The sequence below is a fragment of the Mesorhizobium sp. CCNWLY176 genome (assembly GCF_037153935.1).
In the GTDB taxonomy this organism is placed as follows: domain Bacteria; phylum Pseudomonadota; class Alphaproteobacteria; order Rhizobiales; family Rhizobiaceae; genus Mesorhizobium_M; species Mesorhizobium_M zhangyense.
This window is the reverse complement of sequence record NZ_JBBBDZ010000011.1, coordinates 39592-62255: the sequence shown is the minus strand read 5'-3', so window position 1 is coordinate 62255 and position 22664 is coordinate 39592. Positions and strand designations below refer to the sequence as shown.

The 22664-nt window shown below is 60.7% G+C and carries 21 protein-coding genes; 11 read left to right on the top strand and 10 right to left on the bottom strand.

Going from position 1 to position 22664, the window contains the following annotated elements; translation table 11 throughout:
• Positions 1-20: 20 nt before the first annotated feature.
• Positions 21-440, top strand: a complete 420-nt coding sequence (locus WBQ96_RS18490; protein WP_336552883.1) for an MAPEG family protein — start codon at positions 21-23, stop codon at positions 438-440.
• Between the two features lie 28 nt (positions 441-468).
• Here the strand turns inward: WBQ96_RS18490 and rnd are convergent, their stop codons facing one another.
• Together rnd and WBQ96_RS18480 are read right to left on the bottom strand one after the other, a co-directional pair.
• Positions 469-1620 (bottom strand): ribonuclease D, encoded by a 1152-nt coding sequence (rnd, locus tag WBQ96_RS18485; RefSeq protein ID WP_336552884.1) that lies wholly within the window; start codon positions 1618-1620, stop codon positions 469-471.
• Between the two features lie 70 nt (positions 1621-1690).
• On the bottom strand, positions 1691-2938 hold the full coding sequence (locus tag WBQ96_RS18480; protein ID WP_336552885.1) for an MFS transporter: 1248 nt from the start codon (positions 2936-2938) through the stop codon (positions 1691-1693).
• 203 nt (positions 2939-3141) lie between these two features.
• On the opposite strand from WBQ96_RS18480, the gene aspS reads away from it, so the two are divergent.
• Positions 3142-4932 carry an aspartate--tRNA ligase gene (aspS, locus tag WBQ96_RS18475; protein ID WP_336552886.1) on the top strand — a complete coding sequence of 597 codons (1791 nt, stop codon included), beginning with the start codon at positions 3142-3144 and terminating at the stop codon, positions 4930-4932.
• An 86-nt stretch (positions 4933-5018) separates the two neighbouring features.
• Here the strand turns inward: aspS and WBQ96_RS18470 are convergent, their stop codons facing one another.
• Positions 5019-6209 (bottom strand): hypothetical protein, encoded by a 1191-nt coding sequence (locus WBQ96_RS18470; protein ID WP_336552887.1) that lies wholly within the window; start codon positions 6207-6209, stop codon positions 5019-5021.
• Positions 6210-6440: 231 nt separating this feature from the next.
• Here WBQ96_RS18470 and parC point away from each other — a divergent pair, with 231 nt between their 5' ends.
• Positions 6441-8717 carry a DNA topoisomerase IV subunit A gene (parC, locus tag WBQ96_RS18465; protein WP_336552888.1) on the top strand — a complete coding sequence of 759 codons (2277 nt, stop codon included), beginning with the start codon at positions 6441-6443 and terminating at the stop codon, positions 8715-8717.
• Between the two features lie 171 nt (positions 8718-8888).
• Here the strand turns inward: parC and WBQ96_RS18460 are convergent, their stop codons facing one another.
• A complete protein-coding gene (locus tag WBQ96_RS18460; protein WP_336552945.1) occupies positions 8889-9230 on the bottom strand; it encodes a winged helix-turn-helix transcriptional regulator in 342 nt (113 codons plus the stop codon).
• 337 nt (positions 9231-9567) lie between these two features.
• Between WBQ96_RS18460 and WBQ96_RS18455 the strand changes: the two genes are divergently transcribed.
• The 3 genes from WBQ96_RS18455 to WBQ96_RS18445 all read left to right on the top strand — a co-directional run bounded on the left by WBQ96_RS18455 (position 9568) and on the right by WBQ96_RS18445 (position 10837).
• Positions 9568-9753, top strand: coding sequence for a hypothetical protein (locus tag WBQ96_RS18455; RefSeq protein ID WP_336552889.1), 186 nt, complete (start codon positions 9568-9570; stop codon positions 9751-9753).
• Between the two features lie 136 nt (positions 9754-9889).
• Positions 9890-10309: a DoxX family protein gene (locus WBQ96_RS18450; protein ID WP_336552890.1), complete on the top strand. Its 420-nt coding sequence runs from the start codon at positions 9890-9892 to the stop codon at positions 10307-10309.
• A 111-nt stretch (positions 10310-10420) separates the two neighbouring features.
• The gene (locus tag WBQ96_RS18445; protein WP_336552891.1) at positions 10421-10837 is read left to right on the top strand and encodes a VOC family protein; all 417 of its coding nucleotides are present in this window, start codon (positions 10421-10423) and stop codon (positions 10835-10837) included.
• A gap of 7 nt (positions 10838-10844) precedes the next feature.
• Here the strand turns inward: WBQ96_RS18445 and WBQ96_RS18440 are convergent, their stop codons facing one another.
• From WBQ96_RS18440 to hemB, 6 genes are all read right to left on the bottom strand, one after another.
• Positions 10845-11744 carry a DMT family transporter gene (locus tag WBQ96_RS18440; RefSeq protein ID WP_336552892.1) on the bottom strand — a complete coding sequence of 300 codons (900 nt, stop codon included), beginning with the start codon at positions 11742-11744 and terminating at the stop codon, positions 10845-10847.
• Between the two features lie 56 nt (positions 11745-11800).
• Positions 11801-12559, bottom strand: coding sequence for an arginyltransferase (locus WBQ96_RS18435; protein ID WP_336552893.1), 759 nt, complete (start codon positions 12557-12559; stop codon positions 11801-11803).
• Positions 12560-12700: 141 nt separating this feature from the next.
• The gene (locus WBQ96_RS18430) at positions 12701-13171 is read right to left on the bottom strand and encodes an RDD family protein (RefSeq protein ID WP_336552894.1); all 471 of its coding nucleotides are present in this window, start codon (positions 13169-13171) and stop codon (positions 12701-12703) included.
• 83 nt (positions 13172-13254) lie between these two features.
• Positions 13255-14682 (bottom strand): hypothetical protein, encoded by a 1428-nt coding sequence (locus WBQ96_RS18425; RefSeq protein ID WP_336552895.1) that lies wholly within the window; start codon positions 14680-14682, stop codon positions 13255-13257.
• 57 nt (positions 14683-14739) lie between these two features.
• Positions 14740-15879 (bottom strand): serine hydrolase domain-containing protein, encoded by a 1140-nt coding sequence (locus WBQ96_RS18420; protein ID WP_336552896.1) that lies wholly within the window; start codon positions 15877-15879, stop codon positions 14740-14742.
• 55 nt (positions 15880-15934) lie between these two features.
• Entirely contained in the window at positions 15935-16966 is a 1032-nt protein-coding gene (gene hemB, locus WBQ96_RS18415) for a porphobilinogen synthase (RefSeq protein WP_336552897.1), read from the bottom strand.
• 140 nt (positions 16967-17106) lie between these two features.
• Between hemB and WBQ96_RS18410 the strand changes: the two genes are divergently transcribed.
• The 5 genes from WBQ96_RS18410 (at position 17107) to WBQ96_RS18390 (ending at position 22653) form a co-directional block, all read left to right on the top strand.
• Positions 17107-18150: an enoyl-CoA hydratase/isomerase family protein gene (locus WBQ96_RS18410; protein WP_336552898.1), complete on the top strand. Its 1044-nt coding sequence runs from the start codon at positions 17107-17109 to the stop codon at positions 18148-18150.
• A complete protein-coding gene (locus tag WBQ96_RS18405; RefSeq protein WP_336552899.1) occupies positions 18147-18569 on the top strand; it encodes a DUF6163 family protein in 423 nt (140 codons plus the stop codon). Before WBQ96_RS18410 ends, WBQ96_RS18405 begins: the two co-directional genes overlap by 4 nt.
• Before the next feature lie 221 nt (positions 18570-18790).
• Positions 18791-19306, top strand: a complete 516-nt coding sequence (gene ldtR / locus WBQ96_RS18400; protein ID WP_091917813.1) for a transcriptional regulator LdtR — start codon at positions 18791-18793, stop codon at positions 19304-19306.
• 350 nt (positions 19307-19656) lie between these two features.
• The gene (locus tag WBQ96_RS18395) at positions 19657-20910 is read left to right on the top strand and encodes a L,D-transpeptidase family protein (protein WP_336552900.1); all 1254 of its coding nucleotides are present in this window, start codon (positions 19657-19659) and stop codon (positions 20908-20910) included.
• 102 nt (positions 20911-21012) lie between these two features.
• Positions 21013-22653, top strand: coding sequence for a Na+/H+ antiporter (locus WBQ96_RS18390; RefSeq protein ID WP_336552901.1), 1641 nt, complete (start codon positions 21013-21015; stop codon positions 22651-22653).
• The last annotated feature ends 11 nt before the right edge of the window (positions 22654-22664 follow it).

The window sequence follows — 22664 nt, the reverse complement described above, 5'->3', positions numbered from 1 at the left end:
CCGGAAAGGCAGGCGCGACCATGAATCCGACGGCAATCTTCTGGCCGGTCATTGCCCATGTGGTGCTGGTCTACATCGTCTATGCGGTCGTGGGTAAGCGGCGCTACCACGCGGTGCAGTCGGGCGAGGCGAAGACCTCGCAATTCCGTGGCCGCACGGACGAGCCGTCAAGCAGCGCCACTGCCGCGAACAATTTGATGAACCAGTTCGAGCTTCCGGTTCTGTTCCACGTCGTCTGTCTGGCTCTGTTCGTTACCAGCGGCGTCGCCTATGTGCCGGTAGCACTGGCTTGGCTGTTCGCCATTTCACGCTATGTGCATGCGTGGGTGCATCTGACGGGCAATCGCATTCGATATCGCCAGCCGGCATTCTCAGTCGGTTTCGTCGCGCTGGCGGCACTCTGGATCTGGTTTGCGCTGCACCTGCTGGCGGTTGTCTAGGGCAACATGCTCACCATCGCGTTTTCTATTACAGCTCGAACACCGTAATCTTCTTGCTGTCGAATTTGAGCGCGAGTTCGCCGCGCACCAGGCGTACGGCGATGTCGCCGAACACTTCGCGCCGCCAGCCATGCATGGCCGGCACGTCGGCTTCTTCGCCGTCCGCGGCAAGGCGGTCGATGTCATCGCTTGAGGCGAGGACCTTGGCAGCCACGCCTTCCTTTTCGGCCACCTGCCGCAGCAGAACCTTCAGCAGTTCGGCAGCCGCACTCGTGCCTTCGGGCGCCTGGATGACCTTGGGCAGCCGCGGCATCTGTTCCTTGGGGATGGTGAGGGCTGCGTTGACGATTTCGAGAAGCGTCGTTGCGGTGGAAGACCGTTCCCAGCCTTTCGGCACGGTGCGCAGGCGGGAAAGCGCGGTCGCGTCGCGCGGCTGCTGCTGGGCGATCTCGTAGATGGCATCGTCCTTCAGCACGCGCCCGCGCGGCACGTTGCGTTCGCGCGCCTCGCGCTCGCGCCATGCGGCAACCGCCTGCACCACGGCGAGCTCGACAGGCTTGCGCAGGCGCATCTTGAGGCGCTTCCAGGCATCGTCTGGATGCGGATCGTAGGTCTCGCGGGAGGTCAGCACCTCCATTTCCTCGTTCAGCCAGTGGGCGCGGTTGTCGCGCTCGAGTTGCGCCTGGAGGTGCTGGTAGACGTCGATCAGATGGGTGACGTCGGCCAGCGCGTAGGTGAGCTGCTTTTCCGACAGCGGACGGTGGCGCCAGTCGGTGAAACGCGAGGATTTGTCGAGATGGGTCCCGGTGATCTTCTGCACGAGCTGGTCGTAGGAGACGCTGTCGCCGAAGCCGCAGACCATCGCCGCTACCTGCGTATCGAACACCGGGTGGGGGATAAGCCCGCCGAGATGGAAGATGATTTCGATATCCTGCCGGGCGGCGTGGAAAACCTTGATCACCGCCTCATTTGCCATCAGTGCGAAAAACGGTTTGAGATCGATGCCCGGCGACAGCGGATCGACCAGCGCGGTGACGCCGGGAGCGGCCATCTGGATCAGGCAGAGTTCCGGCCAGAAGGTGGTTTCGCGGATGAACTCGGTGTCGACGGTGACGAAAGCGGACTTTTCCAACGCCGCAACGGCGGTTTCAAGTTCTTGCTGGGTCGTTATGACATGCATGAAATTTCTTTGACCTAAAAAGCAACGACATTTCCTTTCAGTCCCAGACGCTTTCGTCAAGCGTTGTGGCTCATTCGTCCTTACCCGATTTGGGTGTATCGCCGTTGCGGCGGGCAAGCCGGGCAAAAATCGTCGATGTTCGCAAAAGTGCGGTGAAGCGGCCACGGTGGTTGGCCGGAACGGGCGAGCGGACACCCATCCGGTAAAGCGTGATCAGGATGAAAATCGCATAGATCGCCGCCGTGAAGCTGAATAGCGAATGCGGCCCGAAATATTGCATCACCGTTGACGCCGCCAGCGGTCCGCCGATGGCGCCGAAGGAATAGAAAAGCATCAGCGCGGCATTGACGAGAACGAACTCGCCCTTGCCGGCGCGGTCGTTGGCATGGGCCGCGGAAAGCGAAAACAATGGCATGGCGAAGGAGCCGAACACGAAGACGAAGGCGAAATTGGCGATGACGGCGTTTCCGGCCAGAAAAACGATGGCCAGCGCCGACAGCATCGCGCAGCAGGTGGTGAGCAGGAGCACCTTGCGCCGGTCCCAGCGGTCGGAGAGATAGCCGAGCGGATACTGGATCAGCGCGCCGCCGATGATGCCGACACTGATGAAGGTGACGACGTCGGCGACCGACATGCCGATCTCTTCGGCATAGACGGGTGAAAGCGTTCGGAAGGCGCTGTTGGTGACACCGACGGCAATGCAGCCGATGCAGCCGAGCGGCGAGATGCGCCACACCCGCGCCAGATCGAGCTTCACGTCTTCCGGCGCTTTTGGGTTCGAGCGGTCGCCCAGCGATACAGGCACCAGCGACAGCGTGATCATGATCGACATGATGGCGAAGATGGTGAAGCCGCCGGCGCCGAAGACGGGAATCATGAACTGTGCGCCTGTGACCGAGCCGATATCGATGATGCGATAAAGCGCCAGCACGCGGGCGCGATCGTGATTCTGCACGCCGGAGTTCAGCCAGCTTTCCATGATCGTGAACAGGCCGGCAAAGCAGAAGCCCGTGGCAAACCGGATCACCGACCACATGATCGGGTCGATGACCAGAACCAGCATAAGCGTGCCGGCCGAAGCGATCGCCGCCAGTGCGGAGAAGGAGCGGACATGGCCGACCGCCTTCATGATGCGGGTGATGGCGATGCAGCCAAGAAGAAAGCCGGCAAAATAGGACGTGCCCATGAAGCCGATGGTCGAGGCTGAAAAGCCTTCCTGGGCGCCGCGGAGCGCAATCAGCGTGCCCTGAAGGCCGTTGCCGCCGAGGAGAATGCCGGCGGCAATGAGCAGGGGTATCAGCGGGCGTATGGAAGACATCAGGCTTTCAGTCTGGCGGTGAGGTATCAGTAGTGGACCATCGCCCTGGCGATTGCCAGCGGCAAACCCGACAGCCATTGGACCAAAACGCGGCATTGCCTTGACAAAACCGGGCTCGCATGCGCTTTTCGCGCGAATTTTGGAGCCGGCGGCAAAAATGCGCCGGCCTGATCACGCCAACATCCCGGACCGGAAATTTGACCATGCACCGTTACCGCAGCCATACCTGCGCTCAGTTGAGGAAATCCGACGTCGGATCGAGCGTCCGCCTTTCCGGCTGGGTCCATCGCGTCCGCGACCATGGCGGCCTGCTGTTCATCGACATACGCGACCATTACGGCCTGACACAGATCGTCGCCGACCCGGATTCGCCTGCCTTCAAGATCGCCGAGACCGTTCGCGGCGAATGGGTGATCCGCGTCGATGGCGAGGTCAAGGCGCGCATGGCCGAGACGGTCAATGCGAACCTGCCAACCGGAGAGATCGAGGTTTTCGCCCGCGAGATCGAAGTGCTTTCAGCAGCCAAGGAATTGCCGCTGCCGGTGTTCGGCGAGCCGGATTACCCCGAAGACATCCGCCTGAAGTATCGCTTCATCGACCTGCGCCGCGACACGCTGCACAAAAACATCGTCCAGCGCACGAAGATCATCGCCGAAATGCGCAAGCGCATGGACGAATCGGGCTTCACCGAATATTCGACGCCGATCCTGACGGCCTCTAGCCCCGAAGGCGCGCGCGACTTCCTCGTGCCGAGCCGCATCCATCCCGGCAATTTCTACGCGCTGCCGCAGGCGCCGCAGCAGTACAAGCAACTGATCATGGTGTCGGGCTTCGACCGTTACTTCCAGATCGCGCCCTGCTTCCGCGACGAAGACCCGCGCGCCGACCGCCTGCCAGGCGAATTCTACCAGCTCGACCTCGAAATGAGCTTTGTTGAGCAGGACGACGTTCTGTCGACCATGGAACCGGTGATGCGTGGCGTCTTCGAGACCTTCGCCAACGGCAAGCCGGTGACGCAGGAGTTCCCGCGCATTCCTTACGATGTCGCGATGCGCAAATACGGTTCCGACAAGCCGGACCTGCGCAACCCGATCGTTATGGACAATGTTTCCGAGCATTTCCGTGGCTCGGGCTTCAAGGTGTTCGCCGGCATTCTGGCCAACGATGCGAAGGCCGAGGTCTGGGGCATTCCGGCCAAGACCGGCGGCTCCCGCGCTTTCTGCGACCGCATGAATAGCTGGGCGCAGGGCGAGGGCCAGCCGGGGCTCGGCTATATCTTCTGGCGTAAGGAGGGCGATAAGCTCGAAGGCGCAGGCCCGCTGGCAAAAAACATCGGCGAGGAACGCACTGAGGCCATCCGCCAGCAGCTTGGCCTTGGGGATGGCGATGCGGCGTTCTTCGTTGCGGGTGATCCGAAGAAGTTCGTTTCTTTCGCAGGTGCTGCCCGCACGCGCGCCGGTGAGGAACTGAACCTCGTCGACCGCGACCGTTTCGAGCTCTGTTGGATCGTCGATTTCCCGTTTTTCGAATGGAACGAGGACGAGAAGCGCGTCGACTTCGCGCACAACCCGTTCTCCATGCCGCAGGGTGGTATCGATGCGCTGAATGGCGCAGAACCGCTCGGCATCAAGGCTTTCCAGTACGACATGGTCTGCAACGGCTTCGAGATCGCCTCGGGCGGCATCCGCAACCACCTGCCGGAAACGATGGTGAAAGCTTTCGAGATGGTCGGCCTCGATCGCCAGACGGTCGAGGATCGCTTCGGCGGCCTCTATCGCGCCTTCCAGTATGGCGCGCCGCCGCATGGCGGCATGGCGGCCGGCATCGACCGCGTGGTCATGTTGCTGGTCGGTGCGAAGAACCTGCGCGAAGTCACGATGTTCCCGATGAACCAGCAGGCCTTCGACCTGTTGATGGGTGCGCCGTCTCCGGCAACGCCGCAGCAGCTTCGCGAGCTGGAATTGCGTGCGGCGGCGCCCAAGAAAGAGGCTTAAGCGCCGGGCCTAACACACTCGTACGACTCAATAAAAAGCCCGGCATCGCCGGGCTTTTTCGTTTTCGATCGGCTCGAACAGGCGAATTACTCGTTGGCCGTAACGGTGACGCCGAGCGTCTTGGGCAGTTCCGTCGGCGCCGACATTGCGCCGGCGGCGATCATTGCGAACGGCACAGGCGAGGCGGGTGCCGCAGTGATCGCCAGGCTCTTCGGATCGTCGAGGAACTTGTTGACCGCAGCCGTGATCTGGCCGGACAGTTCGGGGTTGTTGAGCTGGGCGGTCAGGAAGGGAACGATCGCCTTGGCCTGGTTGGCGATGTCCTTCGGCTGCATGCTCTGCTGCTTGGCGACATAGGCGAGAACCTTGCCGGTCAGAGAATCGTCGTCGAAGCGGATGTTGGCGCCATGGAAGGTGAGCTGCTGCATCAGGCCGAGCATGGCGAGGCCCTGCGTGGAATTGTCGGCGCCGGCCGGCTGATCGGCCATCTTCTTCTGCATGTCCTGAAGCGATTTTACGAAGGCCAGCGTGTATCCGCCGAAGTCGAACTTCATGCCGAGCGTGCCGGCGTTATCGACCGTGATATCGTACTGGGACAGCGCCATGCGGCCATCGGAGGGCTGCCAGGAACCGGCCATTTCCAGGTTGCCGCTGATGTTCTGGTAGCCGAGGCCGTCGATGATGACTTTCGACTGGGGATCCTCGACGGCCGTAAGGTCGGCCGTGAACTTTTCAGCCGAACCGGTGAATTCCATCGGCTTGTCGTCGACGGGTGGGGTCACTTCGATGTTCATGTTGGAAAGCGAAAAGACCTGCTTGTCGGCAACCTTGACGCCGACGCTGGCGATCTGGGCCGAATCATACATCAGCAGCGATGCCAGCGGGTCGGCCGCATTGGCAGCCGGAAGCTTCACGCCCGAGAACGTCATGGTGCTGACGTCGATGACTGCCTTGTCTTCGGTGACGTGGTAGGGCTCGGTGCTCACCGTATCGACCTTGTAGCCGCCGTTTTCCTCGGTCACGCCTTCGAAAGTCAGCTTGCCGATCGGGAATGGCTCCTTTTCGCCCGGTGCGCTGAAGGTCACGCCGTCGAACACCATTTTGGAGGCGTCACCGCTGACCGAGGACCACTTCAGGTCGACGCTCTGGGCGGCCAGCAATTCCTTGAAACGCTCGGCAACGGCATTGGCGTCCTGTGCGTAGGCGCCGTGCAGGGGCAGGGTGAACAGAATGGTGGAAAAAGCGAGTTTGTAAAAAAGCGGACGGTGGATCGTCATTGTATGTTTCCTGAAACTGGAATGATTCCGTGCCGCCATTCCTGTCTGCGAAGAACCCGACCGGAAAATGGCGACTTCGGCACACCATGCTCAAAAATGCGTGCAAAAGGCAATTGGAAGATCGCTGCGCAATTGAAGGTTAGTATCAGCTAATAGGCGTGCGATTTCGAAAGTTCGGGGCTTGACCATCAGGCTCTTGCCGCGAATCACCCCTTCGGATAGTCGAAAGCCATGGGAAAAGGGCTCTTACCGCCAGGTGCCGGCGGCGGCGACAACATAGAACCGGTTGATCTGAAGAAGGCGCTGGAAGACCGATATCTTTCATACGCGCTGTCGACCATCATGAACCGTGCCTTGCCGGATGTGCGCGACGGGCTGAAGCCCGTTCATCGCCGCATCATGCATGCAATGCGGCTGCTGCGGCTCAATCCCGACCAGGGTTTTGCCAAATGCGCGCGCATCGTCGGCGAGGTGATGGGCAAGTTCCACCCGCATGGCGACCAGTCGATCTATGATGCGCTGGTGCGCCTCGCGCAGGATTTCGCCGTTCGTTATCCGCTGGTCGACGGGCAGGGCAATTTCGGCAATATCGACGGCGATAACGCCGCCGCCATGCGCTACACCGAAGCGCGCATGACCGAGGTGTCGACCGCACTTCTTGAAGGCATCACCGAGGATGCCGTCGACTATCGCCCGACCTACAATGAGGAAGACGAAGAACCGGTCGTTCTGCCGGGCGCTTTCCCGAATCTTCTCGCCAACGGTTCGTCGGGCATCGCCGTCGGCATGGCCACCTCGATCCCGCCGCACAATGCAGCCGAGCTCTGCACGGCGGCCCTGCTGCTGATCGACAATCCCGACGCCTCGGTCGAGGACCTGATGAGCAAGGAGCCCGGCGACGGGCTGGTGCAGGGGCCGGATTTCCCGACCGGCGGCATCATCATCGACGGCCGCGCATCGATCCTCGAGGCTTATGAGACGGGCCGTGGCGGCTTCCGCGTTCGCGCCCGCTATTCGGTCGAGGATCAGGGCCGCGGCACCTGGAACATCGTCGTCACCGAAATTCCCTATCAGGTGCAGAAGGCGCGGCTGATCGAGAAGATCGCCGAACTGCTGATCGCCCGCAAACTGCCGCTGCTCGAAGACGTGCGCGACGAAAGCGCCGAGGACATTCGCCTCGTTCTGGTGCCGAAGAGCCGGTCTGTCGACCCGGCGTTGCTGATGGAATCGCTGTTCAAGCTGACCGAGCTCGAAAGCCGCTTCCCGCTCAACATGAACGTGCTGTCGCGCGGCAAGGTGCCGAACGTGCTGTCGCTGAAGACCATTCTTCGCGAATGGCTGGAGCACCGCAAGGAAGTTCTGGTGCGCCGCTCGAAGCACCGTCTTGCCGAGATCGAGCGCCGGCTGGAAATCCTCGCCGGCTACCTGATCGCCTATCTCAATCTCGACGAGGTGATCCGCATCATCCGCGAGGAGGATGAGCCCAAGCAGGTGATGATGGCCCGCTGGGCGCTTACCGACGTGCAGGCCGAAGCGATCCTCAACATGCGGCTGCGTGCCTTGCGCAAGCTGGAAGAAATCGAGATCCGCAAGGAATTCGACGGGCTCAGCGCCGAGAAATCGGAAATCGAGTCGCTGCTGGTATCCGACGCCAAGCAGTGGAAGACGATCGCCTGGCAGGTGCACAAGGTTCGCCGCGATTTTGGCCCCGAAGAAAACGAAGCGCTCGGCAAGCGCCGCACGACCTTTGCGGAAGCGCCGGACCACGATCTGAGCGACATCCACCACGCCATGATCGAGAAGGAGCCGGTAACGGTCGTCGTCTCGGAAAAGGGCTGGCTGAGGGCGATGAAGGGTCATCTCAACGACCACTCGCTCTTCACCTTCAAGGAAGGTGACGGCCTGAAGCTCGCCTTCCATGCCCAGACCACCGACAAGATCCTGGTCTTCACCACCGGCGGCAAGTTCTACACGATCGGCGCCGACAGGCTGCCGGGCGGGCGCGGCCACGGCGAGCCGATCCGCATCATCGTCGACATGGACAACGACCAGGACATCGTCACCGCCTTCGTCCACGATCCCAAGCGCAGGCTGCTGCTCGTCTCGCATGACGGCAACGGTTTCGTGGTGCCGGAGGCGGAAGTCGTCGCCAACACCCGCAAGGGCAAGCAGGTGATGAACGTCAAGTCGCCGGATGAGGCCAAGCGTTGCGTGCCGGTGGCTGGCGACCATGTCGCGGTCGTCGGTGATAATCGCAAGATGCTGGTGTTCCCGCTTTCGGAAATCCCGGAAATGACGCGCGGCAAGGGTGTTCGCCTGCAGCGCTACAAGGATGGCGGCGTGCTCGATATCAAGCTGTTTGCGATGGAGAGCGGACTGTCCTGGCAGGATTCGGCCGAGCGCACATTCGTGCGGACGCGCGAGGAACTGACCGAATGGCTGGGCAACCGCGCCGCCGCCGGCCGCATGGTGCCGAAGGGGTTCCCGCGGACCGGAAAATTCGGATAGGGTATATTGATCTTCGGGTGATGGCGGCCTGCGAACGGCAGTTTTCTGCGCTTCCGGTACTCACGTACTCAAATGTACGCTCCGTTCCGGTTCTCGAAAACCGCCATTCTCGGCTCGCCCTGACCCGAATCTCAACATACCCCGGAGCTCCAAAAGCGGGCGCATCTCGATCTAGGCAGGCGGCGGCGCTTGCCAACTTTCCGGCATCATCTTTTCGTCCCACGCCTTTTGCCGGCGTGCGATCGGACCATATTGCTCCGACCATGCGATGAATGCCTTGAATACCGGTTTCAGGCCGTAGGCCGCTTCGGTGATTTCATATTCTACGCGCGGCGGAACGACAGCATGCGCAGTGCGCTTGACCAGCCCGTCCGCTTCCAGATCGCGCAGCTGCTGTGCGAGCATATGTTGGGTAATGCCGGGAAGCGCGCGGCGCAGCTCGCCGAAGCGGTGGGTTTTTTGAGCCAGCGCCCACATGATCTCGATCTTCCATTTTCCGGTCAGAGGCCGCATGGCTTCGAGAAAAGGCAGGTAAGGCAGTTCGCCGTCGCAGGCATCTTCGCCCGCCGTTCCATTGTTTTGATTTTTCATCAGGTCCGGATTTTTCATTCTGTCGGCTGGCGGGAGCGCGGAAGATGGGTATTCGCCCAGAGAAAAGGAAGCCCGAGATTGATTGCAGCTGCCTGTCTCTTCTGACGTTTTGTTGAATTTATGACTGCCGGTGGCACGGTGTCGTGATGCCGGCGCTTGACATTATTATTAACTGGTAGGTTAAATATAGATACGGCTGAGCGGCGATATGCTGTCCAGCTTGCCTGAGGGCGGCCGTTGTCGCAGGGAGGGCGGCAATATGAGCGATGACAGTATCTCGCCCTGGGAACGCTTTCTCGCCGCGCGAAAGGCAAGCGTCGGGCTTCAACGGATCAAGACGACACAGATGAATGAACTCGCCGGACACCTGCGAGACTATCGGCGTTTCTGGGACGATAGCCTTGATCGACTGGGTGCCTATCTGCAGCAACTGAAGAGGAAATGATTGCGATCGAGTTCCCGGTCGCGAGCGACCGGACCTCCCAGACATCAAGAAATTTCCGGGGCCCTGTCGGGAGCCGCAATTCTCGTTCGTCCTTGGATCGGGCCCTGAGAGGCTGACGACATCTGGAGGAATGAACATGCAATCCGCGATCCATACCGCTGAAACATCGGTCTCGAAAAGTGCCTATCGGGCAGGGTGGGCGATCAGCGGCCTGCTCATCCTGTTCCTGGCTTTCGACGGGGCGATCAAACTGGTGCCGCTCGACATCGTCACACAGACGATGGGCGAACTGGGCTGGCCTACGACCATATCCATGGCGCGCACACTCGGCGTGCTGACGCTGGCCTGCACCATTCTTTACGCAGTCCCGCGCACCGCCGTGCTCGGCGCTATCCTGCTCACGGCCTATCTCGGCGGCGCGATCGCAACCCATGTGCGCATCGGCAATCCGCTGTTTTCCCACACGCTGTTCGGCGTCTATCTCGGCGTCATGGCCTGGGGTGGGCTCTACCTGCGCGACGAGCGGCTGCGCGCATTGATACCGCTGGGGCGTTGAGGCGAAATCGGTGGGCCGGCCACAGGAATGTCACCCGGTCGGTACATCATGCGAGGCGAAGGGCACCGGAACCACAGGCGCCAATCAGGTGGAAATCACAGGGAGAAGACCATGAAATCCAATACATATCTCGCCTTCAACGGAACCTGCGAGGCCGCATTCAAATTCTACGAGAAGGTGCTTGGCGGCAAGATCGTGATGATGATGCCTCATGCCGGCACGCCGGCGGAGGGCTATGTCCCGGCGGAGTGGCGCGACAAGATCATGCATGCGCGCCTGACCTTCGGGGACGACCAGGTGTTGATGGGCTCGGACGCGCCGCCGCAATACAAGACCAAGATGGACGGGTTCTCGATCTCGCTGCAATTCACCGACAAGGCGGAGGCCAAGCGGGTTTTCGACGCCCTTGCAGAGAAGGGCGAAGTCAAGCAGCCTTTCGAAAAGACCTTCTGGGCCGAGGGTTTCGGCATGTTGATAGACCAGTTCGGCACGCCGTGGATGGTCAATTGCGAAGCGCCTAGCGCCTGACGATCAACTACGCCGGGTGTCGAACCGCCAGGGCGGCTCGGCGCCGGCGCCCATCCTGAAGCTGCCAGAGCGAATGGGCGATCAGCGTGACGATGAGGATCGTGCCGCCGATCATGCTGTTTCGGCTCGGGGCCTCGGCAAAGATCATCCAGATCCAGACAGGCGCCAGGATGGTCTCCAGCAGATAGAACATCGCCACCTCGGGGCCGGAAATGTATTTCGGGCCGTTGGCGAGGCAGAAGAACGCGATCGGCATGACCACCGCGCCGTTGAGAATGATCCACCACGGTGCGGCGACATTGATGCCGGTCTTCGATACCATCAGCACCGCGACCGCGAACGGGAACACCACGCCAACGAGCGAGGTGAAGCCCATGTCCTTGCCGCTGGCGCGGGTGATCGTGATGGCGCCGGCAATGCACAGCGTCGACAGCAGCGCCATGACGTTGCCGAACATCTGCCCGGTGCCGATCGAGTCGCCGACGATGATCAGCACCCCGAATACCATGAACAGCATGGCGATGAGCGTTGCTGGCCGTGGGCGCTCTTTCAGGAAAACCCACGACAGGAGTGCTGCGAACATCGTGTTGAAGGCAAGGATGAAGACGAGATTAGCGGTCGAGGTGTTGTAGACGGCCGTTATGAAGACGATCGAGCCGAGACCGTAGAGGGCTGCCACTGCAAGCCCTGCGCGGCCCGGAATGAGCTGCGGCGCTTTCGGGCTGAAGAAGCGCCATATTGCCCAGATGAGAAGAGCGGCGATTAGCGTCGTGCCGGTGCGCATGAACAGGATGGACCAGTGGTCGCCGTTTGCGAGCCGGATCAGGGGAATGTCGACGGTGAGCGTGAGGCCGCCGAAAGCGGTCAGGGCAAGACCCTTCGCATGGTCGGAAAATTTTGCGGACACGGGGAACTACTCCGGAAAGGACGGGAACTGTTGCGCGGTTGCGTCCAAGAAGCCGATTAGACGGCTTCGTGCGCGTAGCGCTCCCAGCCTTTCGACCCCAGATGTTCCTGCGGCGTGAAACGGACCTTATAATTCATCTTGCGCGAGCCGTTGACCCAGTAGCCGAGATAGACATGGGGCAGGCCGGCGGCGCGCGCACGCGCGATATGATCGAGGATCATGAAGGTGCCGAGCGAGCGCTCGTCCATCTCCGGGTCGAAATAGGAGTAAACCATCGACAGGCCGTCGGCCATCTGGTCCGACAGGGCAACCGCGATCAGTTCGCCGTGACCATGGCCGGTGATGAAACTGTCTGGTCCGCGCCGCCGGTATTCGATGATCTTGGTGTTGACGTGGGTATCCTCGACCATCATCGCGTAATCGAGCACTGTCATGTCCGACATGCCGCCCTTGCGGTGGCGGGCGTCGAGATATTTGCGGAAGAGAGAGTACTGCTCGGTCGAGGGCTCGGCGTCGTGCATGGCGCCGACAAGGTCGGAGTTGTGCTGCGTGACGCGCTTCAAGTTCTTCGTCGGTTTGAACTCGTTGACCAGGATGCGCACGGACACGCAGGCCCGGCAGGTTTCGCAGGCGGGCCTATAGGCGATGTTCTGCGACCGTCGAAAGCCGCCCTGGGTAAGCAGGTCGTTCATCTCCGGAGCTTTGTCGCCGACAAGGTGTGTGAACACCTTCCGCTCGAACTGGCCGTCGATATAGGGGCACGGCGACGGCGCGGTCAAAAAGAATTGCGGCGACTGGGTAGTATGGTGCGTCATGGCACGTCGATTCAATTCCCACGAATCGCTCTACCTTGGCGGCAGCCGCGAAAAATTCAACTGGATATTGATACCACCAGTCACCGCACAGTCACAAATCCGCGCAAGGGCGTAATCGCATTCGCCCAAAAGCTGAAAAACTTAGCGGTCGTCGCGCGTCACCACCGTGCCGAGCAGCAGGTCGTGCACGGTACGCTTGCGCTCGGTGAAGAGCGAGGCGAGCAGGATGAGCGGCGTCAAGACGACATTGCCGGCCCAAAACAGCACGGTATGGACGACTGCGAGCATGCCGTCGACGGGCTTGCCGTCGAGTCGGTCGAGCCGGATGCCCATCATGCGCATGCCGACTGTCGCCTGATTCCGGCCGCCGAGCGTGTTCCAAACGTAAATGATGGCGACCATCGGGAACAGGATGCCGAACAGCGCCCAGCCGATACCGAGCGTGATGATACCGAGAATCGCTACCAGAATAGCGAAGGGGATCATCAGCAGGCCGATGATCAGATAGTCGATGCAGAAGGCAAAAACCCGGCGCGACAGCACGCCGTCATAGGCGCGAACGTCGTCAAGCCGCGTCGCAATGATTTCGCCGTCGAGAACACGTGTGTTCATGTTTTTCCAAAAAGCTCCGTTTCGGGAAAACCCGTTTTCCAAAACATGGTAATTGCCGGTCGGAATTCAAGAAGTCTTAGCGTCTATTGCTGTGACGCATCCTTTGTTTCCCTGAGTTTCGCTAGCTGGATCTGTGCCTGTTCCAGAACATTGCGCGTGATGTTGAGATAGATTCTGGAGCCGGCGCTTTCGAAGAATGGAATGACGCCGTTCGCCAGGGACACGCTCTCCTCCAGCAACGGTATTTTCTCGGCATCTGAAACGGAAGACAGATCGGCAGCCGCGTAATGCTGGAGCGTGCGCGCCAGCTTCATCTCCATGTAGCTTGTCTCTTCGATATCCTTGCCTTTGTGGGTAATCTCGAAGGCTGCGCGATGCAGTTCGAGCGCACGCTTTATCTGCTCTTCGTTGCGTTCCAGTTCGCCGACCTGCAGCGTCGAATCGCCAAGATTGGCCATGTCTTCCCAGGTCGCCTCGCCGCTGCGGTACTTCATGCTCAGCTGATAGGCCTGGGTGTCGAACTGCATCGCCTTTTTGGCGTCATCCAGCGCCTTGGTCTTTTCGGCGATCCGGCCATAGGCAGCGCCAAGATGGCCGTAGATCGGCTCGAGCTCGTAGCCCAAGGAGTCCTTCTCGTATTTCTTCAGCCACGCCTCGAGCGGCGCGGCACCTTTCCTGACGTGGTCGGCACCTCTTTCAGCGCTGATTTCACCGGCATATCCAAGCGTGCGGGTGTAGTCCTTGGCGAAATCGAGTTCGTCATTCTTGCTGGGACTTGCCTTGCTGCGATAGGTGCGTTCCAGCATTTCGGCAGCGCGCAGCAGCAGCGCCTCGTCGGATTTCCACCGCCCGAGATCGGTCAAAGCCTGCATCAGTTTGTCGGGAACGTAGAGATTGCAATCCGTTTTGCCGGTGATGGGGCACAAGGCGATCTCTGCCTCGCCGCTTTCGACCTCCATGGCCGCGCCGAACAGAAATGCGGGCTGGTAGCCGGGAAAGGTGTCGCTGGCGAATTGCGCGACCCAGAACTTATCGAGAATTTCAGAAACCTGATCCGGCGCGTCCGCCGGAACTTCATCGAGTGCGGCCCTGAGAGCCGACAAAGCCAGCGTAACGCTTTTGTCTTTGCTGGCGTTGTCGCTGCCGGAAGTTGCCGTCGCAATCGTCGTGGCCAGTTCGACCAGTTGCTGGGGGCGATCTTCCGGTTTGGCGTTGGAAAGCCCTGCGCAGGATGCCTCAGAGGTTTCCGCAAAATCGTCGACGGGCGGTGACAGTTTTTTCAGCTCAGCGCAGAAACCGGCATCGCCCTCATAGTGAAACGCGTCGAGCAGCGGCGTCCTGAACCTGATCTCATGGCCGGATTTGTCGCGGAATACGCGCTCGGCTACGGGATTGCTGTCGACCGGAACTATAGGGGGTGGAGGAACGAAGCGATTTTTGTTGATGTTCACTGATGCGACGTAAAGAACGACCGCGCCCAGGACGACCCATAGCAGAAGGCGGTCTTTCATCGATCGGAATCCAGTTTAAGCACGGCGGTTTTCGTCAGGGTGAACCATATGAGAACGTCAGCCCTCCAATTCCTTGCCGATGGCGCGGAACAGGGAGATTGTCTCGTATTCGCGATAGGTGCTCTCGTCGTTGACCGTGCCATAGTCCGGGCTGGAGGATAGCTTGACGATGACCAGTTTCTTCGCCGGGTTGACGTAAATGAACTGGTTGTAGACGCCGATCGCGGCGAACTCGCCTTCCTCTCCGTCCGTCAGCCACCATTGGTAGCCGTAACCGAACAGCGAGTCGGATAGTCCGGTATCGCCGGGCTGGAGATGCGGACCATCCGCCGTCAAGGACGCTTTCACCCAGCCGGCCGGCACGACCTGCCGCCCTTGCCAGACGCCACCATTGCGGAACAGCTCGCCAAGCTTGGCGTAGTCGCGCGCGACGGCGTTCAGCCCGGCAAATGCCATTTCCATCCCGACTGAATCAAGCAGCCATTGTCCGTCTGCCTCCATGCCAAGCGGATGCCAGAGCTTTTCCTGCATGTAGTCGGCAATTGTCCGGCCAGTAGCTGCGACCAGCAACATGCCGAGAACCTGCGTGTCGGTGCTGTTGTAAAGGTTGAATGTGCCAGATGGGCGTTCACGCGAGAGGGTGGCGGGGAAGGCATCGAATGACCCGCCTTGCGCGAAGATGGCGGCGAAGCGGTTTATGTCGGAGTCAGGGTCGCTGTAGTCTTCGTTCCACCTTGCCCCGGAGGACATCTGCAGGATGTCCTTGATCGGCACGCCATCATAGGCGGAGCCGGTCAGCGCTGGCAGATAAGCGGTTATCGGCTCGCTGATATCACCGATGAACCCATCTTGCACCGCTATCCCGATCGCTGCCGACACGAAACTCTTGGCGACCGACATCGAAACCCATTTCGTTTCGCGCCCGCCCCAGGGCGCGTAACGCTCGAAGCGGATCGCGCCATCCTCGATGATGAGTAGCGCCATCGTTTCCGTGAGCGACAGGAAATCCTCGACGCTTCTCGGGGTTCCGTCATGAGAATATTGGTCGGGAAGTTGCAGCGGGCGACCTTCGGCGAACCGGAACGGCGCTGGTGCTGCCGTCATCGTTGCGACGGGAAAGATGCTGTCCAATCGCTGAAAATTGTCGCGCTGGCTGGCGCCTGTGAAATGGCTGGAAATGTAGTCGATGCGGTTCATGCCGGGCCTATTGAGCGAAGCGAAGACGGGGAAGTAGCACGCCGCTTTTTGAGCTTTACCCCTTCAACATCTGCGCCACTTCCGGCGCGAAATAGGTCAGGATGCCGTCGCAGCCGGCGCGCTTGAAGGCGAGCAGCGATTCCAGCATGGCTTTTTCGCCGTCGATCCAGCCATTGGCGCTCGCCGCCTTGATCATCGAATATTCGCCAGACACCTGATAGGCGAAGGTCGGCACCTGGAACTCGTCCTTCAAGCGGCGGATGATGTCGAGATAGGGCAGGCCGGGCTTGACCATCAGCATGTCGGCGCCCTCGGCCAGGTCCTGCTCGGCCTCGCGGATCGCCTCATCGCTGTTGGCGTGGTCGATATAGTAGGTCTTCTTGTCGCCTTTCAGCAGGCCCTGCGTGCCGATAGCTTCGCGATAGGGGCCGTAGAAGGCGGACGCGAATTTCGTCGCATACGACATGATCGCCACGTCGTGAAACCCGTTGGCGTCGAGCGCGTCGCGAATGGCGCCTATGCGGCCGTCCATCATGTCGGAAGGCGCAATGATGTCGGCGCCGGCGGCTGCCTGGAGGACGGCAGCGGCGGTGACCTGCTCCACCGTCTCGTCATTGACGATGATGCCGTCGCGCAGGATGCCGTCATGGCCATGGCTGGTGAAGGGGTCCAGCGCCGCGTCGGTGATGATGCCGATTTCCGGCACCGCCGCCTTGATGGCGCTGGTGGTGCGGTTGATGATGTTTTGCGGGTCGAGAATATGCGAGCCGGTCTGGTCGCGCAGGCCGATATCGACATTGGGGAAGGTCGCAATGGCCGGAATGCCGAGCTTGGCCGCGCGCTCGGCCTCCTGGACGGCGAGGTCCACCGACAGGCGGAAGACGCCGGGCATGGCGGGAATGGGTTCGCGCACATTCTTGCCGTCGATGACGAAGATCGGCCAGATCAGGTCGTCCACCGTCAGATGGTTTTCCTGAACGAGGCGGCGCGACCAGTCGGCCTTGCGCATGCGCCTCAGCCGTCTGCTGCCGGTAATCTCGTCAACGGTGCGCGCGCCGGCAGGCTTCAGGCGGGTCTGTCTGTTCATCGCATGATCTCCAGTTGCGCGTTTTTTAACATGCGGCTTTGCAGTTCACCAAGCCATGGGAATGAGGCCAGCAAGATTGACGCACCTTGCCGCATTCCTTAGCACTTGCAGTCCCGGTCGATAGGGAAGGGATTCTGTGCATGGACTTTGGCGGCGGCGACGAAATACGGTTCGAGCACATCGGCATGGCTGGTGTCGTCACGCTGACGCGGCCCAAGGCGCTGAACGCCATCACGCACAATATGGTCAAGGCACTGTCGCGGGCGCTGGACGCCTGGAAGACGGACGCGCAGGTCATGCGCGTCGTGGTCAAGGCCGAGGGCAGGGCGTTTTCGGCCGGCGGCGACATAATGGATGTTTATCAGGCCGGGCCAGGCTCCGCTGCCTCTCTTGAGTTCTTCGCTGACGAATACCGGCTGAATGCGCAGATCGCCCGTTTTCCCAAACCATACCTCACCTTGATCGACGGCATCGTGATGGGGGGAGGGGTCGGCGTTTCCTTCCACGGCTCGCACCGCGTCATGACGGAGAATGCGCAATTCGCCATGCCGGAAGTGGGCATCGGCTTCTTTCCCGACGTCGGCGGCAGTCATCTGCTGCCGGACCTCGGTGGCAGCTTCGGCATGTATCTCGGCCTCACCGGCAACCGCATCCGCTATGGCGACGCGCTCTGGTCGGGCCTGGCGACGCATACGATACAGTCGCAGTATATCGGTGCTCTGCTCGAGGAACTGTTCGAGCCGGGCGAGACAGACCTGACGCTGCGCGAGACCTTCATGGCGGCCAGGCGCGAGACCGACCGGGATACGCTGGAGAAGATCGCGCAGCATTTTTCGCTGCCGTCGCTGGATGCCGTGCTGGAGAGCCTCGAAAAGGCGGCGGTCGACGATGAGTTCGCCGCCAAGACGCTGGCGACGATGCGCCTGCGCTCGCCGACCAGCCTCAACGTGGCCTTCCGCCAGATCACGGCGGGATCGACCATGTCGATGGACGATTGCATGCGCATGGAGTTCCGCATTCTCAACCGAATGCTTGAAGGCCGGGATTTCTACGAAGGAATACGCGCGGCGCTCATCGACAAAGGCTCGACGCCGGTCTGGACGCCCTCGACGCTGGAAGAAGTGGATCCCGCCGCCATCGATGCCTATTTCGCGCCATTGCCGAATGGAGACCTCGCGCTGTGAGCGAACGCGCTGTCAGGTCGCCGGCGATAGGGCCCACGGTGGCGGAGTCGACGTTCGCCTGGTTCCTGCGCATCATCGCGGCCTATTGCCTGCTGTTCGGCGTGCTCTACTGGATAAGGCTGATCGGATTATACGACGAGCCGCTGTGGCGGTTCGATACAATGCCGGTCTATTGGCAGGTGACGGCCGTGACGCTCGCCGTCTTCTATCCCTTCGCCGGCATCGGCCTTTGGATGCTGGCGTCCTGGGGGCCGGTGATCTGGTTCATCTGCGCGGCAACCGAAGTCACCATGTATGCCGGCTTTCCCGACCTGTTCGGCCATCGCTTCGCCATCGTCGTTTCACACGCCTTCGTGGCCTTGCTCTATATCGCCTTCCGCGTGGTGATCTTCTTCCAGAAACGGCAGGCCAAGATCTGAGCCGTTTTCGGCCATTGCCCAGAGATCTCAGGCGTTACCTAAATGTTTAGGTTAATTTTCGCTCCTCGGCTGGCCGTTTGTTAACCTTCTTGCGAAACCACCCAAGGGTAAGCCCTTGTTAAGCCTGACGTTTAAGTCGAATTTTATACGTATTCGATAGTGTCGCGATCAAGGTGAGAAAAACAAAACAATCACCGGGCGACAAACGAGAGGCAAAGACAATGAACACTTCCCGTCCAGTGGCGAAGACCACTAGCGTATCCGATGACCGTCGCGAAGCAATCCGCTCGCTTTACATGGAATCCCTGCAGCTTGTTGAAAGACTGCACCGCCGTCTTCTTGATGTTATCAAGGACGAGTTCGACCGCAATGCACGCAGCGACATCAATGCAATCCAGGCGCTGCTGCTGTTCAACATCGGCAATTCGGAGTTGACGGCGGGCGAACTGCGCTCCCGCGGCTACTATCTCGGCTCGAACGTTTCCTACAATCTCAAGAAGCTGGTCGAGCTTGGCTTCATCAACCACCAGCGTTCGCGCATCGACCGCCGTTCGGTCCGCGTCAGCCTCACCGACAAGGGTTCGGAAGTGGCCGAGGTGGTTGCAGGCCTTTATGAGCGCCATGTCGGCTCGATCGAGCAGGTCGGCGGCATCAACACCGAGGAATTCAAGCAGATGAACCGGGCTCTCCAGCGCCTGGATCGCTTCTGGAACGATACGATCGCCTACCGCATGTAAGAACCGGCTCTGTCGGGCGAACAATATGGACCGTGGCGAAAGAACCACGGCGCGGACAAATTCTCCAGTCAGAGCCGGTGCCGAGGGGCGCCGGCTCATCTTTTTTCTGGCATACGCGCTTCGCGTCCCTTATGGCCACGCAAACGCCATATTCCGATGACTATGCGGAAGGGTGAAAAGGACCGTCAGGCTTCGAGGGATTGCCTGAGGGGGGAACTCCGGACGACGATGTGCGTTGAAAAGCGCTACCGACGCGGAGTTATGGTTGGCTAATTGTTAAGCATAGTCGCCATAAGCTACGGATGAATTCATCCGATCGATGCAACGCAGGATAGATGTCTGGAATGTCCATGAACACCACCCGCCGTTCCTTTCTGACCACAGCCGCAGCGCTTGCGGGAACTGCTCTCGCTGGAAAAGCCTTCGCGCAGGACGCGATCGGTGAAATTCTCAGCTCCTCGCGCCGCGGCAACTGGGACGACACGTTCGATGCACGCGCCAGCCAGGGCGGCAAGGTTGCCTCCAACCAGCCGATCTTCTCGCCGCAGACCGTGTCCTATGTCGAACAGGCAATCGGTCAGTACCAGGGTATCGTTTCGCAGGGTGGCTGGCCGGAAGTGCCGTCGACCAAGAAGCTGCAGCTTGGCGTTGAGGATGGAGACGTCAAGGCGCTGCGCCAGCGGCTGATGGTTTCCGGCGATCTCTCTTCTCAGGCTGGCATCTCGCCGGTGTTCGATACCTATGTCGACAGCGCCGTGAAGCGCTTCCAGGCCCGTCACGGCTTGCCGGCAGACGGCGTCCTCGGAAAGTATTCCTATGCCGCGATGAACATTTCCGCGCCGGTGCGTCTCGGACAGCTCGAGACGAACCTCGTGCGCCTGCGCTCCATGTCGGGCGATCTCGGCCAGCGCTATGTGATGGTCAACGTTCCCGCCGCGCAGATCGAGGCTGTCGAAAATGGTCGCGTCGTGCTGCGCCATGCCGCGATCGTCGGCAAGATCGACCGCCAGACGCCGATCCTCAACTCCAAGATCAACGAGATCATCGTCAACCCTTATTGGAACGCACCGGTTTCGATCGTCCGCAAGGACATCATTCCGCTGATGCGCAAGAACCCCAAATATCTGGCCGACAGCCACATTCGCCTGTTCGCGCCGGACGGCAGCGAAGTCGATCCGATCAATGTCGACTGGTCGACCGAGGAAGCAGCAAAATACCGCTTCCGTCAGGACCCGGGCGCCGGCAACGCCATGGCTTCGGTGAAGATCAACTTCCCGAGCCCGGATGGCGTCTACATGCATGACACGCCGCAGCAGAGCTTGTTCGGCAAGCTGATGCGCTTCGATTCGTCGGGCTGCGTGCGCGTGCAGAACGTGCGCGACCTCGTCACCTGGATCCTGCGCGACACGCCCGGCTGGAGCCGCCAGCATTTCGAGCAGACGATCAAGACCGGCACGACGACGCCGGTGCAGGTCACCAACCCGGTTCCTGTCTACTTCACCTACATTTCCGCTTGGTCGACCGGTGACGCCGTGGTGCACTTCCGCGACGATATCTATGGCCGCGACGGCGTCGATGAGCTGAAGATTTCCTCGGCGCTGTAAGCGTTTGCGAACAAAAGAAAAAAGCCGCCTGACAAGGCGGCTTTTTTCATTTCTGCCGTATCGGTTTCCGTGGCAAGGCCGCCCGAGTTTTTGGAGAATTGTTTGGCCGTCGCGACTTTGATCCTGCTGCTTCTGGTGCTGGTGGCTGTTTCCGGCGTGCTGGTGCGCTTTCTGCCGCTGCCTCTGCCGATCATCCAGATCGTGCTCGGAATCCTTCTCGCGTGGCCGATCGACGGGCTGCATGTGGAGATGGAGCCTGCGCTGTTCCTGCTCGTTTTCGTGCCGCCCTTGCTGTTCATAGAGGGCCTTCTGCTGCCGAAGCGGGAGTTCAGGGAACTTGCACCGCAGATATTCGGCCTGGCCTTCGGGCTGGTCTTCTTCACGGTCGTCGTCTTCGGCTATGCGCTGCACTGGCTGTTGCCGGTTGTGCCGCTGCCGGTAGCCTTTGCGCTCGCCGCCGTTCTGTCGCCGACCGACGCGCTCGCGGTTTCCTCCATCGTTGGCCGCGACATCGTGCCGGCCCGCATCCGCCATATCCTCGAGGGCGAATCCCTATTGAACGATGCATCCGGCCTCGTGGTTCTGCGTTTTGCCGTTGCCGCCGCGCTCACCGGCCATTTTTCGCTCGGCGAAACGGCGGTCACGTTCTGGCTGGTTGCCCTGGGCGGCGTCGCTGCGGGACTGGTGACGCTATGGGCGACGTCGAAGGTGCTGCGCATTGTCGCAAAGATTGGCGATATCAGGCCGGAGGTGCAGGTGATGATCCTGATCCTCTTGCCCTTTGCCGCTTACCTTCTGGCCGAGGAGATGCACGCGTCCGGCATTCTGGCGGCAGTGACCGCCGGGCTCTATACCAGCCGCACGGGTCTGTTCGGTGCGCTGAGCATTCCGGCGCGCATGCAGAACGCGGCTTTGGTCGATGTCCTGTCCTTCACCTTCAATGGTGCCATCTTCCTCATGCTCGGCCTGCAACTGCCCGGTATCATCCGTACGGTTCCGTCGGAGCTGTCGCTGTATGGCACGGTCTGGGAGCCGGTGCTGGCGGTGTTGACGCTGACGCTAATCCTGCTGGCGATCCGCTTCGCCTGGATCGTCTTCGGTTCGGCAGCGCGCGGCGCCATCGATCGTTGGCGCGGACGCAACGTGCAACGGCTGACCGGCCGGCTGAAAGTGGTGATGACGCTTGCCGGCGTTCGTGGCGCAATCACGCTGGCCGGCATCCTCTCGCTGCCGCTCGTTTTGCCGGACGGTTCGCCGTTTCCGGCGCGTGATCTGGTCATTTTCATCGCAGCCGGCGTGATCATATGCTCGCTGGTGGTGGCCAGTGTCGCTTTGCCCGCGGTCGCGCGCGGCATACCGCTGGAGGAAGAGGATGTGCTCGCCAACGAAGAGCGCCTGGCCCGGGTGACGGCGGCAGAAGCCGCGATCGCCCGTATCGAGCAGATGGTGGAGGAAAGCCGCGATGACCCGGCTCTATACGAGATGCGGATGGCTGCGTCGCAGCAGTTGATCCCTTTTTACCGGCAGCGGATCGTCCTTGGCGACGCAGACGATCCGGCCGCACAGGACCTGTTGCCGGTGATCGGCGCCATGACGGAGGCAGCACTGGATGCGGAACGCGCGGCCCTTGTTGGCCTGCTGCGGTCACACAAGATCAACGACACCACGATGCGCGCGATCATGAGTGAAGTGACGCTCACATTGGCCCTGATTGCCAAGAAGAAGGGCAGCGCCGGGCATTGAGTGCTGCCCGG